The organism is Streptomyces sp. NPDC085931 (assembly GCF_044540565.1).
Taxonomy (GTDB): Bacteria; Actinomycetota; Actinomycetes; order Streptomycetales; family Streptomycetaceae; genus Streptomyces.
The window spans coordinates 98,419-113,773 of sequence record NZ_JBITSK010000021.1 but is presented as its reverse complement, the minus strand read 5'-3'; the positions used below and the strand labels follow the sequence as shown (position 1 = coordinate 113,773).

Annotated in this window: 15 protein-coding genes and 1 riboswitch; of the genes, 9 read left to right on the top strand and 6 right to left on the bottom strand. The window is 71.0% G+C overall.

Features of this window, described 5'->3' with window-relative positions:
- The 3 genes from ACIGAN_RS33100 to ACIGAN_RS33090 all read left to right on the top strand — a co-directional run.
- Window positions 1–717 (top strand): cytochrome c oxidase subunit I (locus tag ACIGAN_RS33100; protein WP_399863059.1); only part of this gene is annotated, 717 nt, incomplete at its 5' end.
- The gene (locus tag ACIGAN_RS33095; RefSeq protein ID WP_365092815.1) at window positions 714–1,112 is read left to right on the top strand and encodes a cytochrome c oxidase subunit 4; all 399 of its coding nucleotides are present in this window, start codon (window positions 714–716) and stop codon (window positions 1,110–1,112) included. The genes ACIGAN_RS33100 and ACIGAN_RS33095, both read left to right, overlap by 4 nt.
- Window positions 1,113–1,258: 146 nt before the next feature.
- Window positions 1,259–2,512, top strand: coding sequence for a L,D-transpeptidase (locus tag ACIGAN_RS33090; RefSeq protein WP_399863056.1), 1,254 nt, complete (start codon window positions 1,259–1,261; stop codon window positions 2,510–2,512).
- An 11-nt stretch (window positions 2,513–2,523) separates the two neighbouring features.
- On the opposite strand, the gene ACIGAN_RS33085 is transcribed toward ACIGAN_RS33090, so the two are convergent.
- Window positions 2,524–2,925 carry a hypothetical protein gene (locus tag ACIGAN_RS33085; protein ID WP_399863054.1) on the bottom strand — a complete coding sequence of 134 codons (402 nt, stop codon included), beginning with the start codon at window positions 2,923–2,925 and terminating at the stop codon, window positions 2,524–2,526.
- 145 nt (window positions 2,926–3,070) lie between these two features.
- Between ACIGAN_RS33085 and ACIGAN_RS33080 the strand changes: the two genes are divergently transcribed.
- From ACIGAN_RS33080 to ACIGAN_RS33055, 6 genes are all read left to right on the top strand, one after another.
- Window positions 3,071–3,691 (top strand): aa3-type cytochrome oxidase subunit III, encoded by a 621-nt coding sequence (locus ACIGAN_RS33080; protein WP_365092823.1) that lies wholly within the window; start codon window positions 3,071–3,073, stop codon window positions 3,689–3,691.
- Window positions 3,692–3,771: 80 nt separating this feature from the next.
- Entirely contained in the window at window positions 3,772–4,584 is an 813-nt protein-coding gene (locus tag ACIGAN_RS33075) for a cytochrome bc1 complex diheme cytochrome c subunit (RefSeq protein ID WP_365092826.1), read from the top strand.
- A complete protein-coding gene (locus ACIGAN_RS33070) occupies window positions 4,581–5,648 on the top strand; it encodes a cytochrome bc1 complex Rieske iron-sulfur subunit (protein WP_365092829.1) in 1,068 nt (355 codons plus the stop codon). The genes ACIGAN_RS33075 and ACIGAN_RS33070 overlap by 4 nt, the downstream gene beginning before the upstream one ends.
- On the top strand, window positions 5,645–7,267 hold the full coding sequence (locus ACIGAN_RS33065; protein WP_365092832.1) for a cytochrome bc1 complex cytochrome b subunit: 1,623 nt from the start codon (window positions 5,645–5,647) through the stop codon (window positions 7,265–7,267). The genes ACIGAN_RS33070 and ACIGAN_RS33065 overlap by 4 nt, the downstream gene beginning before the upstream one ends.
- A 137-nt stretch (window positions 7,268–7,404) precedes the next feature.
- Entirely contained in the window at window positions 7,405–8,469 is a 1,065-nt protein-coding gene (gene trpD / locus ACIGAN_RS33060; RefSeq protein ID WP_365737271.1) for an anthranilate phosphoribosyltransferase, read from the top strand.
- Window positions 8,470–8,548: 79 nt separating this feature from the next.
- Window positions 8,549–8,665: riboswitch (SAM riboswitch) on the top strand.
- 130 nt (window positions 8,666–8,795) lie between these two features.
- Window positions 8,796–10,163 (top strand): aminotransferase class V-fold PLP-dependent enzyme, encoded by a 1,368-nt coding sequence (locus ACIGAN_RS33055; RefSeq protein WP_399863051.1) that lies wholly within the window; start codon window positions 8,796–8,798, stop codon window positions 10,161–10,163.
- On the opposite strand, the gene ACIGAN_RS33050 is transcribed toward ACIGAN_RS33055, so the two are convergent.
- The 5 genes from ACIGAN_RS33050 to ACIGAN_RS33030 all read right to left on the bottom strand — a co-directional run bounded on the left by ACIGAN_RS33050 (window position 10,118) and on the right by ACIGAN_RS33030 (window position 15,303).
- Window positions 10,118–11,311 (bottom strand): glycerate kinase, encoded by a 1,194-nt coding sequence (locus tag ACIGAN_RS33050; RefSeq protein WP_399863049.1) that lies wholly within the window; start codon window positions 11,309–11,311, stop codon window positions 10,118–10,120. The genes ACIGAN_RS33055 and ACIGAN_RS33050 overlap by 46 nt on opposite strands.
- 10 nt (window positions 11,312–11,321) lie before the next feature.
- Window positions 11,322–12,737: an SLC13 family permease gene (locus ACIGAN_RS33045; protein ID WP_399863064.1), complete on the bottom strand. Its 1,416-nt coding sequence runs from the start codon at window positions 12,735–12,737 to the stop codon at window positions 11,322–11,324.
- A 139-nt stretch (window positions 12,738–12,876) separates the two neighbouring features.
- A complete protein-coding gene (locus tag ACIGAN_RS33040; protein WP_365737276.1) occupies window positions 12,877–13,536 on the bottom strand; it encodes a response regulator transcription factor in 660 nt (219 codons plus the stop codon).
- The gene (locus ACIGAN_RS33035; protein WP_399863062.1) at window positions 13,533–15,047 is read right to left on the bottom strand and encodes a sensor histidine kinase; all 1,515 of its coding nucleotides are present in this window, start codon (window positions 15,045–15,047) and stop codon (window positions 13,533–13,535) included. Before ACIGAN_RS33035 ends, ACIGAN_RS33040 begins: the two co-directional genes overlap by 4 nt.
- Window positions 14,974–15,303: a small secreted hydrophilic protein gene (locus ACIGAN_RS33030; RefSeq protein ID WP_365737277.1), complete on the bottom strand. Its 330-nt coding sequence runs from the start codon at window positions 15,301–15,303 to the stop codon at window positions 14,974–14,976. Before ACIGAN_RS33030 ends, ACIGAN_RS33035 begins: the two co-directional genes overlap by 74 nt.
- Between the last annotated feature and the right edge of the window lie 52 nt (window positions 15,304–15,355).

Below are 15,355 nucleotides of genomic sequence, written 5' to 3'. Positions count from 1 at the left end.
ACCGGTGTGAAGTTCTTCAACTGGATCGGCACCATGTGGAAGGGCTCGCTGTCCTTCGAGACACCGATGCTCTGGGCCACCGGCTTCCTGATCACCTTCACCTTCGGTGGTCTGACCGGTGTCATCCTGGCCTCGCCGCCGATGGACTTCCACGTGTCCGACTCCTACTTCGTGGTGGCCCACTTCCACTACGTCGTCTTCGGCACCGTGGTGTTCGCGATGTTCTCCGGCTTCCACTTCTGGTGGCCGAAGTGGACCGGCAAGATGCTGGACGAGCGGCTGGGCAAGATCACCTTCTGGACGCTGTTCATCGGCTTCCACGGCACGTTCCTGGTCCAGCACTGGCTGGGCGCCGAGGGCATGCCGCGTCGTTACGCCGACTACCTGGCGGCCGACGGCTTCACCGCGCTGAACACGATCTCGACGATCAGCTCCTTCCTGCTCGGCATGTCGATCCTGCCGTTCTTCTACAACGTGTGGAAGACGGCCAAGTACGGCAAGCCGGTCGGCGTCGACGACCCGTGGGGCTACGGCCGCTCCCTGGAGTGGGCCACCTCCTGCCCGCCGCCGCGGCACAACTTCATCACCATGCCGCGGATCCGCAGCGAATCCCCGGCGTTCGACCTGCACCACCCGGAGATCGCCGCCCTCGACCAGCTCGAGAACGTGGGTCACGGCGACAAGGCTCTGGCTGGCGGCAAGGAGGCCGGCAAGTGAAGATCCAGGGCAAGATGTTCATGTGGCTGAGCGCCTTCGTGCTCGTCATGGCGGTCGTCTATGGCGTGTGGTCGAAGGAGCCGGCCGGTACCACGGCCCTCTTCCTGGCCTTCGGCCTGTGCATCATGATCGGCTTCTACCTCGGCTTCACGGCCAAGCGGGTGGACGTCGGCGCGCAGGACGACAAGGAGGCGGACGTCGCGGACGACGCCGGCGAGGTCGGGTTCTTCAGCCCGCACAGCTGGCAGCCGCTCTCCCTGGCCATCGGTGGCGCCCTGGCCTTCCTGGCCGTCGCCATCGGCTGGTGGCTGATGTACTTCTCGCTGCCGATCATCCTGATCGGCATCTGGGGCTGGGTCTTCGAGTACTACCGCGGTGAGAACCGCACCCAGTAACACCGCACCGAGCGCCGCAGGGGCCCGGACACTCCGCCAGGAGCGTCCGGGCCCCTGGTCGTGGGCTGCTCCCTCCGACGCAATCCATGTCACTCGTACGAGTCAGTCGGCGTGCCGCTGTTGACGCGACTTCCTAGCGTGAGGCCATGAGCCACACAGCGATCTCCCGCCCCCGCACCGCCGCCGGCTGTGCGTTGCTGGTCATAGCCCTCAGCGCGGGCGTCACCGCCTGCGGCTCCGGCGGCAACCCCCTGGCCGCCCGCCCCTACGACGCGGCGGACCAGATCTCCTTCAACGCCCCGGACGGCGGCCGGAAGGCCGACCCGGACAAGCCCCTGGAAGTCGTCGCCGAGGACTCCGACGGGCGCATCACCGACGTCACCGCCCACGACGCCGCAGGACGCCACGTGGCGGGCGAACTCGCCGCCGACGGGCGTCGCTGGCACAGCACCTCGCCGCTCGCCGCCGACGCCCGCTACACGGTCCGGGTGAGCACCGAGGACGAGGACGGCGCACCCGGCCGCAAGGTCCTCACCTTCGACACCGGCAAGCCGGTCACCCACAAGCGCCTGGACGTCACCTTCGGGCCCAAGGCGGGGACCTACGGCGTCGGCCAGCCCATCACGGCCGAGCTCAGCCAGCCCGTCAAGGACAAGGCGCAGCGGGCCGTCGTCGAACGCGCGCTCAGGGTCTCCTCCACGCCCGCGACGGACGGCGCCTGGCACTGGGTGGACGACAGGAAGCTCCACTACCGCCCGAAGGACTACTGGCCCGCCCAGGCCACCGTCCAGGTCAGCAGCAACCTGGAGGGCATCAGGGTCGGCGACCGCATGCGGGGCGGCAAGGCCGAGCCGCTGACCATCACCACGGCCGACAAGGTCGTCGCCGTCACGGACGCCGCGGCCCACCGGATGACCGTCTACCGGAACGACGAGGTCGTCCGCGAGATCCCGGTCACCACGGGCATGCCCGGCTACGACACCCGCAACGGCGTCAAGGTCGTCCTCGCCAAGGAGGGCACCGTCCGCATGACCAGCGCCAGCATCGGCGCCTCGGACTTCTACGACCTGATCGTCCACCACTCGGTCCGGGTCACCAACAGCGGCGAGTACGTCCACGCCGCCCCCTGGTCGGTCGGCTCCCAGGGGTACGCCAACGTCAGCCACGGCTGCACCGGCATGAGCACCGAGAACGCCGCCTGGTTCTACGAGAACGTCCGCGAGGGCGACATCGTCAAGGTCGTCAACTCCGCCGGCGACACCATGGCCCCCTTCGGCAACGGCTACGGCGACTGGAACCTCGACTGGACCAAGTGGCGCACCGGCAGCGCCCTGGTCGGCGGCACGCCGGAGGGCCCCACCCCGGCGGACAGGGCCCGGCTGCGTCCGCAGAGCGTCTAGACGCCGGTCTCCTAGGCGTTCAGAGCCGCCTTCTCCCGCAGCAGGGACGCCAGGGCGGAGGCGAACTCCACCGGCTCCACCGGCAGCGTCACCGCCGCCTCCGCGCGGCTCCACGTCGCCAGCCACGCGTCCTGCGGCCGCCCGATCAGCAGCAGCACCGGCGGGCACTCGAAGATCTCGTCCTTGATCTGGCGGCAGACACCCATGCCGCCCATGGGCACGGCCTCCCCGTCCAGGACGCAGACGTCGATGCCGCCCCGGTCCAGCTCCTTGATCACCGCCGCCGGGGTCGCGCACTCCACGAACTCCACCACGGGGACGTCCGGGGCGGGCCGTCGGCCGGTGGCGAGCCGCACCTGTTCGCGGGTGTTGGAGTCGTCGCTGTAGACCAGCACCGTGGCGGTCGGCTGCATTGTTCCTCCGTGACGTCAGCGTCGTAAGGACAGGCCCGTTGGGCCGGATGCTACTCCCTTGAACACCACGTCAACACCGGTACGACCGGCTTAGACACTCCGAACGGCACCCCCCGGAGTGAGGGCGGGATAAGCGACCGACATAATGTCGGTCGTGGCGACAGCAACGACAGTAGAAACCGGGCACGCGCACCCGTCGGTCAACCGGCCGAACCTCACCAGCGTCGGAACCATCATCTGGTTGAGTTCCGAGCTGATGTTCTTCGCGGCCCTCTTCGCGATGTACTTCACCCTGCGATCGGTGACGGGTCCCGATCACTGGAAGGAGATGGCGAGCCATCTCAACTTCCCGTTCTCGGCGACGAACACCACCATCCTGGTGCTCTCCTCCCTCACCTGCCAGCTCGGCGTCTTCGCCGCCGAGCGCGGTGACGTGAAGAAGCTGCGGATGTGGTTCATCGTCACCTTCATCATGGGTGCGATCTTCATCGGCGGTCAGGTCTTCGAGTACACGGAGCTGGTCAAGGACGCGGGCCTGTCCCTGTCCTCCGACCCGTACGGCTCGGTGTTCTACCTGACCACCGGCTTCCACGGCCTGCACGTGACGGGCGGCCTCATCGCCTTCCTGCTGGTCCTGGGCCGGACCTACGCGGCCCGGAGGTTCACCCACGAGCAGGCGACCGCCGCGATCGTCGTGTCCTACTACTGGCACTTCGTCGATGTCGTCTGGATCGGCCTCTTCGCCACGATCTACATGATCAAGTAGCAGGGCCCGCATCCGCCGCGCCCCACCAGGCGCGCATCCCAGAAGCATCGACGCAGAAGATCCTGACACCGGGGTAATCCGTGAAAAAGCTCTCCGCACGACGACGCCACCCGATGGCGGCGCTCGTCGTCCTACTCCTCGCGCTGGCATGCACCGGGGGGCTGTACGCCGCGTTCGCACCCGCGAGCAAGGCGCAGGCCGACGAATCCGCCCAGTCCCTCACCATCGAGGAGGGCAAGAAGCTCTACTCGGTCGGCTGCGCCAGTTGCCACGGCACCGGCGGTCAGGGCACCTCCGACGGCCCGAGCCTGGTGGGTGTGGGCGCCGCGTCCGTCGACTTCCAGGTGGGCACGGGCCGTATGCCGGCCGCCACCTCCCAGGGCCCGCAGGTCCCGAAGAAGAAGAACATCTACACCCAGGCCGAGATCGACCAGCTCGCGGCGTACATCGCCTCCCTCGGCGCCGGCCCGGCCGTCCCGACGGAGGACCAGTACAGCCCCGAGGGCGCCGACATCGCCAAGGGCGGTGAGCTCTTCCGGACCAACTGCGCGCAGTGCCACAACTTCACCGGCAAGGGCGGCGCGCTGACGCACGGCAAGTACGCGCCGAGCCTCGAGGGCGTCTCCCAGAAGCACATCTACGAGGCCATGCAGACCGGCCCGCAGAACATGCCGTCCTTCCCCGACACCACGCTGTCGGAGAAGAACAAGAAGGACATCATCGCGTACCTCGACGCGGTCAACAGCGAGAAGACCGAGAGCCCCGGTGGCCTCGAACTGGGCGGTCTGGGACCGGTCAGCGAGGGCCTCTTCGGCTGGATCTTCGGTCTCGGCGGACTGATCGCCGTCGCCGTGTGGGTCGCCGCCCGGACCGCAAAGGCCAAGAAGTCATGAGTAGCCAAGAGATTCCAGAAGAGAACCTGCCCGCCGCGCGGTCCGCAGGACATGACGAGCACGGCAGGGTCAGCGTCGCGGACGAGAAGCACCCGTTCGCCGACCCGGGCCTGCCGCCCCACGAGCACCGGATCCAGGACATCGACGAGCGGGCCGCTAAGCGGTCCGAGCGCTCGGTCGCCCTGATGTTCACGGTGTCGATGCTGGCCACCATCGCCTTCATCGCCGCGTTCGTGGCGATCCCGGTCGACAAGTCGGTCTACATCTTCCCGCTCGGCCACATCAGCGCCCTGAACTTCGCGCTGGGCATCACGCTCGGCATCGCGCTGTTCTGCATCGGCGCGGGCGCCGTCCACTGGGCGCGCACCCTGATGTCGGACGTGGAGATCGCCGACGAGCGGCACCCCATCGAGGCGGAGCCCGAGGTGCGCGAGAAGGTCTTCGCGGACTTCAAGCAGGGCGCCAAGGAGTCCGCGCTCGGCCGCCGCAAGCTGATCCGCAACACCATGCTCGGCGCGCTCACGCTGGTGCCGCTCTCCGGTGTCGTGCTGCTGCGCGACCTCGGTCCGCTGCCCGGCGAGAAGCTCCGCCACACGCTGTGGTCCAAGGGCAAGCTGCTCGTGAACATGAACACGAACCAGCCGCTGCGCCCCTCGGACGTCGCCGTCGGTTCGCTGACCTTCGCCAAGCCCGAGGGCCTGGAGGAGCACGACCACGAGTTCCAGAACGAGATCGCCAAGGCCGCCCTGATGATCGTCCGGATCCAGCCGGAGAACATCAAGGACAAGCGCGAGCTCGAGTGGTCGCACGAGGGCATCGTCGCGTACTCGAAGATCTGCACCCACGTCGGTTGCCCGATCTCCCTGTACGAGCAGCAGACGCACCACGTGCTCTGCCCCTGCCACCAGTCCACCTTCGACCTGTCCGACGGTGCCCGAGTGATCTTCGGTCCCGCCGGTCACGCCCTGCCGCAGCTGCGCATCGGCGTGAACGACGAGGGCTACCTCGAGGCGCTCGGCGACTTCGAAGAGCCCGTCGGTCCTGCCTTCTGGGAGCGCGGATGAGTAACAAGGACGACCGCCGCAAGGCGCCCGCCGGAGAGCGGGTCGCCGACTGGGCCGACGGCCGCCTGGGGATCTACTCCCTGGCCAAGGCCAACATGCGCAAGATCTTCCCGGACCACTGGTCCTTCATGCTGGGTGAGATCTGCCTCTACAGCTTCATCATCATCATCCTGACGGGTGTGTACCTGACGCTGTTCTTCCACCCGTCGATGAACGAGGTGGAGTACCACGGCAGTTACGTCCCGCTCCAGGGGCAGCTGATGTCGGAGGCGTTCGCCTCCACGCTGGACATCAGCTTCGACGTCCGCGGCGGTCTGCTCATCCGGCAGATCCACCACTGGGCGGCGATCATCTTCCTCGCCGGCATGTTCGTGCACATGATGCGCGTCTTCTTCACCGGCGCGTTCCGCAAGCCGCGCGAGATCAACTGGCTGTTCGGCTTCCTGCTGTTCGTCCTCGGCATGTTCACCGGTTTCACCGGCTACTCGCTCCCGGACGACCTGCTCTCCGGCACCGGTGTCCGCTTCACGCAGGGCGCGATCCTGTCCGTGCCGATCGTCGGCACGTACATCTCGATGTTCCTGTTCGGCGGGGAGTTCCCGGGCACCGACTTCGTCGCCCGGTTCTACTCGATCCACATCCTGCTGCTGCCGGGCATCATGCTCGGGCTCGTGGTCGGCCACCTGATCCTGGTCTTCTACCACAAGCACACCCAGTTCGCGGGTCCCGGACGGACCAACAAGAACGTCGTCGGCATGCCCCTGCTGCCGGTCTACATGGCCAAGGCCGGAGGCTTCTTCTTCCTGGTCTTCGGTGTCATCGCGGCCCTCGCCGGCATCGCCACGGTCAACCCGATCTGGGTCCTGGGCCCCTACCGGCCCGACCAGGTGTCGACCGGCGCGCAGCCCGACTGGTACATGGGCTTCGCCGAGGGCCTGGTCCGCGCCATGCCGGGCTGGGAGATCAACTTCTGGGGTCACACGCTCGTCCTGGGCGTGTTCATCCCGCTGGTCCTGTTCGGCCTGTTCCTGGCGATCATCGCCCTGTACCCGTTCATCGAGTCGTGGGTCACCGGGGACAAGCGCGAGCACCACATCCTGGACCGGCCGCGCAACGCCCCGACGCGCACCGCCTTCGGTGTCGCCTGGGTCACCGGCTACATGATCATGCTGATCGGCGGTGGCAACGACATCGTCGCCACGCACTTCCACCTGTCGATCAACGCGGTCACCTGGTTCGTCCGGATCGGGTTCTTCGTCGGACCGGTCATCGCGTTCGTCATCACCAAGCGGATCTGCCTCGGCCTGCAGCGCCGGGACAAGGACAAGGTGCTGCACGGCCGCGAGTCGGGCATCATCAAGCGCCTGCCGCACGGTGAGTTCATCGAGGTGCACGAGCCGCTCAGTCAGGAGCAGATGTACACGCTCACGGCGCACGAGCAGTACAAGCCGGTCGAGCTCGGCCCGACGGTCGACGAGAACGGTGTCGAGCGCAAGGTGAAGGGCTCCGAGAAGCTGCGCGCCAAGCTCAGCGACGCCTACTACGGCGAGGGCGCCCAGATCCCGAAGCCCACCGTCGAGGAGTACCGGGAGATCACGAGCGGCCACGGCCACCACTGATCACTGCTTCGCCACGCCACACGAAGGGCCCCGTCCGGTGTTCGGACGGGGCCCTTCGCGCCGTCTGGGGCTGGATAGGGTGGACCTCGTTGAGACTCTCGTCCCGTAGTGCGGGACACCTGACCCTGGAGCGGCTGATGAGCGCTGTGACCCCCGCTGGAGGCGACACCGCGGCGGGCCGCTCCTGGCCCCTGCTGTTGAACGGCCTGCTGCAGGGCCGGGACCTGACCGCGGACGACACCGCGTGGGCGATGGACCTGATCATGCGCGGCGAGGCGACGGACGCGCAGATCGCCGGGTTCGTGGTGGCGCTGCGCGCCAAGGGGGAGACCGTCGAGGAGATCGCCGGGTTCGTCCGGGCGATGTACGCGCACGCCAACGTCATCGAGGTGCCGGGCCCGGCGGTCGACATCGTCGGCACGGGCGGCGACGGGGCCAGGACGGTGAACATCTCGACCATGTCGGCGATCGTCGTCGCCGGCACGGGCGTGAAGGTCGTCAAGCACGGCAACCGCGCGGCGTCCTCGGCGTCGGGCGCCTCCGACGTGCTGGAGAAGCTCGGCGTCAACCTGGAGCTGCCGGTGCACCGGGTGGCCGGGGTGGCCGAGGAGGCCGGGATCACGTTCTGCTTCGCGGCCAAGTTCCACCCGTCGATGCGGTACGCGGGCGCGGCCCGCGGGCAGCTGGGCATCCGGACCATCTTCAACGTCCTCGGTCCGCTGACCAACCCCGCGAAGGTCCGGGCCCAGGCGGTCGGCGTGGCGGATCCGCGCATGGCGCCGATCGTGGCCGGAGTCTTCGCCGAGCGCGGCCACTCCTCCCTGGTCTTCCGCGGCGACGACGGCCTCGACGAGCTGACCACCACGGCCACCTCCCGGGTCTGGGTCGTGCGCGACGGCAAGGTGACCGAGGAGGCGTTCGACCCGCGCGAGGTGGGCCTCGACCTGGTCCCGGTGGAGGCCCTGCGCGGCGCGGACGCCTCCTACAACGCCGAGGTCGCCCGCCGCCTGCTGGAGGGCGAGCGGGGCCCGGTGCGGGACGCGGTGCTGCTGAACTCGGCCGCGGCGCTGGTGGCGCTTCAGCCGGGCACGGGCACGCTGGCCGAGCAGATCCGCGCCGGCATGGCCAGGGCGGCGGAGTCGATCGACTCGGGAGCCGCCAAGCGGTCCCTGGAGCGCTGGGTGGCCGCCAGCAACGCGTGACGGGCCGCGTGTGAGGTGCGTCCCGCGATCCGGACTCGGGTTGCGGGACGCCGATCACTTCACGTACGTTCCCGTGTCAGGTCATGAGTGACAGTCATGAGGCCCCGGCCGACTGTCCGGCAACCCTCCGTCCGTGGCGGGGTGCCCCGGGTGAAGACCAGGCCGCAGGCAGCGAGGTCTGCGGCAAGCGCGGACCCCTCGCGAACACCAGGGGTCCTGGTCGACGAGGAGTCTTCCGTGAGTCAGCGAATGCGATAGGGCCGCAGAGCCCCGCCTCCGCATCCCCTTCTCTCTTCCTTCACCCCTGTCTCTCACGGGAGTTCGCCATGTCCGTCTCCACCGTTGCCGCCGACCGCTCCGTTTGTGCCCCGCTGCCCGTTCTGGGCCGGGATGTCACCGTGCCGCTCGTGACCGGGGGCGAGGTCACCTACGCCGCGCTCGACTACGCCGCCAGCGCCCCGGCGCTCCAGCGGGTCTGGGACGACGTCGCCGCCTACGCGCCGTACTACGGCAGCGTCCACCGCGGTGCCGGCTACCTGTCCCAGCTGTCGACCGACCTGTTCGAGAACGCCCGCCGGACCGTCGCCGGGTTCCTCGGCTGCCGCGCCGACGACCAGGTCGTGTTCACCCGCTCCACCACCGACTCGCTCAACCTCCTCGCCGCCGCCCTCCCGCAGGGCTGCGAGGTCTTCGTGTTCGAGACCGAGCACCACGCCTCGCTGCTGCCCTGGCGCGACGCCCGCGTCACCTACCTCGACGCCCCGAGGAGCCACCGCGAGGCGGTCGAGACCCTGGAGCGCGCCCTGGCCGGCCGGGACCCCCACGGGCCGGCCCTGGTCTGCGTCACCGGCGCCTCGAACGTCACCGGCGAGCTGTGGCCCGTACGGGAGCTCGCGGCCGCCGCGCACGCCCACGGGGCGCGGATCGTGCTGGACGCCGCCCAGCTGGCCCCGCACCACCCGCTGTCCGTCGCGGACCTCGACGTCGACTGGGTCGCCTTCTCCGGGCACAAGCTGTACGCGCCCTTCGGCTCCGGCGTCCTGGCCGGGCGGGCCGACTGGCTGCGCGCGGCGGAGCCGTACCTCGCGGGCGGCGGGGCCAGCCGCAAGGTCGCGCGGCGTGCGGACGGGGGCGTGGACGTGGAGTGGCACGAGAGCGCCGCCCGCCACGAGGCCGGCTCCCCGAACGTCATCGGCGCCTACGCCGTCGCCTCCGCCTGCAAGGCCCTCACCGAGGCCGGGTTCGACACCCTCGTCGCCCGCGAGCGGTACCTGATCGAGAAGGTGCGCACGGGACTCGCCGAGGTGCCCGAGGTCCGGATCCTGTCCCTCTTCGGGGACGACGCCCCGCGCGTCGGCGTGCTCTCCTTCGTCGTCGACGGCTGGAACAGCTCCCACTTCGCCGCCGCCCTCTCCGCCGAGTACGGCATCGGCGTGCGGGACGGGCTGTTCTGCGCCCACCCGCTGCTGCGCACGCTGCTCGGCAGCGACCCGCAGACGCAGGGCGAGTGCGGGGCGCCGGAGGCCGCGCCGGGGGAGAAGTCCCTCAACGCCGTCCGCGTGAGCTTCGGCGCCGGTACGCCGGACGAGCACGTCGAACGGTTCGTGCACGCGGTGAAGGAGCTGGTCACGGACGGCGCCAAGTGGAACTACCGTACGGAGGAAGGGCGTTGCGTCCCGGACACCTCGGCGTGAAGCGGTAGCCGGGCGCCCAGGACGATCATCCGCAGGGCCCGTTCGGTTGCATCGGTGAGCAGCTCGCCCGCCCGCAGCAGCGCCTCCGCCAGCTCCATCGGGGCGGGCAGGATGCCGTGGCAGGCGTCCACGCCCGGCACCTGGTGCGCGCCCTCGCCGAGGGTGCCGGCCAGCGCCAGGACCGGGCGCCCGTACCGCTTGGCCCGGCGGGCCACCTCGGCCGGGACCTTGCCGCGCGGCGTCTGGTGGTCCAGGGCGCCCTCGGCGGTGACGACCAGGTCGGCGCGGGCCAGCCGGGCGTCCAGGTCGAGGTGGTCCAGCAGCACGTCGAAGCGGGGCAGGAGCCGGGCGCCCAGGGCGGCCAGCCCGGCCCCCAGACCGCCGGAGGCTCCCGTGCCCGGGCCGGTGCGCAGCTCGGTGCCCGGGGCGGCGGCGTCCCGGGTGAGGACGAACGCCCAGTTCTCCAGGGCCGCCGACAACTCCTCCACCTGCGCGGGCGTCGCCCCCTTCTGCGGTCCGAAGACCCGGGCCACGCCCCGCTCACCGCACAGCACGTTGTACGGGTTGCAGGCGACGAGGAGTTCGGCGTCCGCGAGCCGGGGATCGAGGCCGGTCGCGTCGACGCGGCGCAGCCGGGTCAGCTCCCGGCCGCCGCGGGGGAGTTCGCGGCCCCGCTCGTCCAGCAGCCGGGCCCCCAGCGCCTGGAGCGCGCCCGCCCCGCCGTCGGAGGTGCCCGAGTCGCCGCAGCCGACCAGGATCCGCCGGGCGCCCGAGTCCAGGGCGGCGCGGATCAGTTCGCCGACGCCGTACGTGGTGGTGGCGCCCGGGTCGCGCAGGTCGCGCGGGACCAGGGAGAGGCCCGCCACCGCCGCCATCTCCACCACGGCCGTGTCCCCGGAGCCCAGCAGGGCGTAGTGCGTGGCGAGGGTCTCCCCGACCGGGCCGGTCGCCGGCACGGTGACGATCCTGCCCCCGGTCGCGGTGGCCAGGGCCAGGGCCGTGCCCTCGCCGCCGTCCACCAGCGGGACGAGGTCGAGGTCGGCGCCGGGCAGGACGCGGCGCACCCCGGCCGCGATGGCGTCGGCGGCGGCCTCGGCCGACAGGGACTCCTTGAAGCCACTGGGGGCTACGACGACACGGTTCAGCATGCGGGGCTCCTCAACGGGTGACGGGCACGCCGAGCAGCGGCCACACCGCGACGGCGAACAGCAGGACGAGCACGGCGGTCAGCGGGCCCAGGACGGCGGACAGGCGCAGCAGGTCGCGCGGGGTGAAGGTGGGGGTGCCGGGGACCTGCGCGAAGAGCGTGACCGGCTTGGCCGAGGCGGGCAGCGTGTGGCAGAAGCCGGCGGCGGCGGTGGAGGCGAGGGCGGCTGCGACCGGGTTGACGCCGACGGCGGCGGAGGCGGCCACGACCAGCGGCACCAGGACCGAGGAGCGGGCCGAACGGGACTGCAGGACCAGATGGGCCGCGGTGCTCACCGCGATCACGACCGCCAGGAACGTCACCGGGGTCGCGCCCGCCGGCAGCCCCGAGACCAGCCATCCGGCCGCGCCCGAGTCGGCCAGCGCCACGCCCATCGCCATCGTCGCCGCCATGAACAGCAGCAGCGACCAGGGGACGGTCCTCAGCGCGTCCTTCAGGCGCACGGTGCCCAGGGCCGGCGAGGAGGCGATGACGGCACCGATCAGCGCGACCACGGCCGGCGGCACCCGGTGCAGCGGCTCACTGCACCACAGCAGCACCACCGTGGCCAGCAGCAGGGCGCAGCGCTTCTCGGCCTGGCTCCAGGGGCCGGTCACCGGCTGCTCGCTGTGTTCCTGGATCTGCTCGGGGGTGATGCGGACCGGGCCGCCGCGGTCCGTGCGCCGGGTCGTCGTCAGCAGGACCAGCTCGGCGGCCAGGTGCGAGGAGACCACGGCCGGCGGCAGGCCCAGCAGCAGCCACTGGGTGAAGCCGATGTGCTGCCCGGTGGTCTCCCACAGCACCGACACGGTGATCAGATGCGCACCCGCGCCGATCAGGGTCGCCACCGCCGACAGAAGGATCACCGTCGGAAACAGCAGCGCCAGCATCACGACCAGTCGTTTCCGGTCGGCGAGGACCTTCGCCAGGGCCAGGAACACCGGCAGCGCGAGCGCGGCCCGGCCGGAGGTGGCGGGCACCGCGAACGCCGTGACGACCAGGGCGGCGGTGGTCAGGTGCACCAGCCGGCGCACGCTGCGCGCCCCGCTGACCAGGAACACCGCCGCCCGGCCCGCGAGCCCGGTCCGGCTCACCGCGGCCGCCAGCACGAACGCGCAGATCAGCAGCCAGACCGTGGCGTCACCGAGCGTCCCGAACAGGGTGTCGCTGCTGATCACCCCGGTCACCGTGAGCGCGAGCCCGGCGCCCAGGGCGATGTAGGTGTCGTCGATGGTCGTCCCGATCCAGGCGCAGGTCGCGAGGACGAACACGACGAGGGTGAGCCGCGCGTCGGTGCCGAGCCCCGGGGCGTTGGTGGGCACGGCCAGCAGCGCGCACACGGACAGGGCGACGCACAGGGCGGTGGTGGTGCGGAGGTTCAGCGTCACACCGTCGAGGATCGTCCCGGGCGGTGAGCCGCCGATGAGTTCCACATGAAGGAACCTTCAGGTGCGCCACCTCAGGGGCGCGGGGAACTGCGCGACCGGCCACACGCCACCCGCACCCGGCCACGGCGTTCACGCGGCCCTACGGCAGCCGGTACCCCATCCCGCGCACCGTCTCCACCCGCTCCGCCCCGAGCTTCCTGCGCAGCGTCCGCACGTACACGTCCACGATGTTGGACCCCGGATCGAAGTCGTACCCCCACACATGGGACAGGATCTGCTCCCGGGACAGCACCTGCCCGGGGTGCCGCAGGAACAGTTCCAGCAGCACGAACTCACGTGCCGTCAGATCGACCGTCCGCTCCCCGGACCGGGCCCGCCGCGTGCGCAGGTCCAGGCTCAGCGAGCCCGACCTGAGCACCGTCACCTCCGGCGCCCGCGCCGCCGTGCGGAGCCTGAGCCGGACCCGCGCCAGCAGTTCCTCGAACCGGAACGGCTTGGTCATCCAGTCGTCGGCGCCGCCCTCCAGCCCGGCCACCGTGTCCCGCACCGAGTCCCGCGCGGTCAGCACGATCACCGGCACGGACACCCGTGCCTCGCGCAGCTCGCGCAGGATCGTGAAGCCGTCCCGGCCGGGCAGCCCGATGTCCAGGACGACGAGGTCGAAGCCGCCGGTCAGGGCGTACTCGTAGCCGGCGTCGCCGTCGGTGACGACGGTCGTGGTGAAGCCGTTGGAGCGCAGGCCCTTCTCCACGAAGGAGGCGATGCGCTCCTCGTCCTCGACGATGAGGATGCGGTTCACGGCAGGTCCCCTTCCGGTGCCCGGGGTGCGTGCAGGACGAGAGCGAAGGTGGCGCCGCCGCCGGGCGTGCGGTCGAGCCGTACCCGCCCCCGGTGGCCCTCGGCGATCGCCTTGACGATGGACAGCCCGAGCCCGGCCCCGGAGCCCCGGGCGCCGCGGCGGGCCGTGCCGCGCCGGAAGCGCTCGAAGATCACCTCGGCGTCCTGGGGCTGCACGCCGGGCCCGGAGTCGGCGACGTACAGCTCCAGGTGCGGGCCCTCGGCGCGGGAGCCGATGCGGATGGTCTGGCCGGTGGTGGTGTGCTGCACGGCGTTCTGCGCGAGCTGCACCATGGCCTGGGTGATGCGCTGCGGATCCAGCTCGGCCTCCAGGTCGGCGACCGGGTCCAGCCGCCAGTCGCGTTCGCCCAGGGTGCGGGCCTTGACGTAGACGTCGGCGGTCAGTTCGGCGACCTGGACCGGCTCGGGCGTGACGAAGTCGGGGCGTTCGGCCCTGGCGAGCAGCAGCAGGTCCTCGACGATGCGGCTCATCCGGTCCAGCTCGTCGGTGACCAGCCGGACCGTCTCCTCCCGCTCGGCCGGGTCGTCGCCCATGACCTCCAGATGGCCGCGCACGATGGTGATCGGCGTGCGCAGCTCGTGCCCGGCGTCGTCGACGAACTCGCGCTGCGCCGCGAAGGCCCGCTCCAGCCGGTCGAGCATGCCGTTGAAGGTCTCCGCCAGGGCCGCTATGTCGTCGTGGCCGTGCACCGGGATACGGCGGGTGAGGTCCTGCTCGGTGAGCTGCGCCGCGGCCGTGCGCACCACCCGCACCGGCCGCAGGATCCGCCCCGCGACCGCCCAGGCGATGCCGGTGGTCAGCAGCAGGGCGACCCCGGAGATGACCAGCAGCGTACGGAAGACGGTGTTCACCCGGGCCTGCTCGCGCTCCGGGTGGAAGGCGACGACGAACGCGGCGTCCGGCTCCCGGCCCGGCTGCGCCACGGTGACCTTGGCCCAGCGGATCTCGCCCTGCGGCCGCCGCAGCACACCGGAGGACGCGGGCGAGTCGAAGATGCGGCGCCGCGCCTCGGGGTCGCGGTGCAGGGGCAGGGCGACGGGCAGGTCGTGCGGCTGGCGGATCTGCCGGGGGCCGCCGCCCACCCGGCCGACCAGGCCGATCAGCTCCTCGTCGGCGTCCGGGTACTGGCGTTCCAGGAAGACCGTCAGCAGCCGGTCCGCGTCGGTGAACGGCAGGCCGGTCCGCGGGTCGCCGCCGTGCTTCTCGAAGTTGGCGAACTCGCCGGTCTCCTGCGTCAGCAGCCGGTCGACCCGGTTGTCGACGTCCCGCAGCAGGTAGGAGCGGGTGGTCATGGCGACCGAGGCGAGGGCGACCGCCATCACCAGCAGCAGCCACAGCAGGATCCGGACCCGGGCGGAGATCCGCCGGCGTCCGGGGTCAGCCGTCGGATCCGGGGCCGTCGTCGTCGCCCGGTCCGTCGTCGGAGGTGTCCCGGCCGCGGTCGTCGTCATCATCGTCACTCGCTGGGCTGTCGGTCACCGGGGGCCGCGAGACCACCTCGTCGCCCGGGGCGGATCCGCCCGGCGCGGGCGACGAGGAGGGCCGGAGCGTGGAGGTGGGCGAGGGCGTGCCGCGGTCCAGCTCGACCTGCTGGGACGGCACCCTGGGCGCCTGGGGACGGTCCGCGAGGGCGTAGCTGGTCGCGGCGATGCCCAGCGGGATCAGCACGACGGCGGACAGGGCCGCCATACGACGGGAGAAGGCCATGGGCCCGATCCTGTGCGGGCGAACCGGGGAGCGGGATGAAGCCCCGATGAAG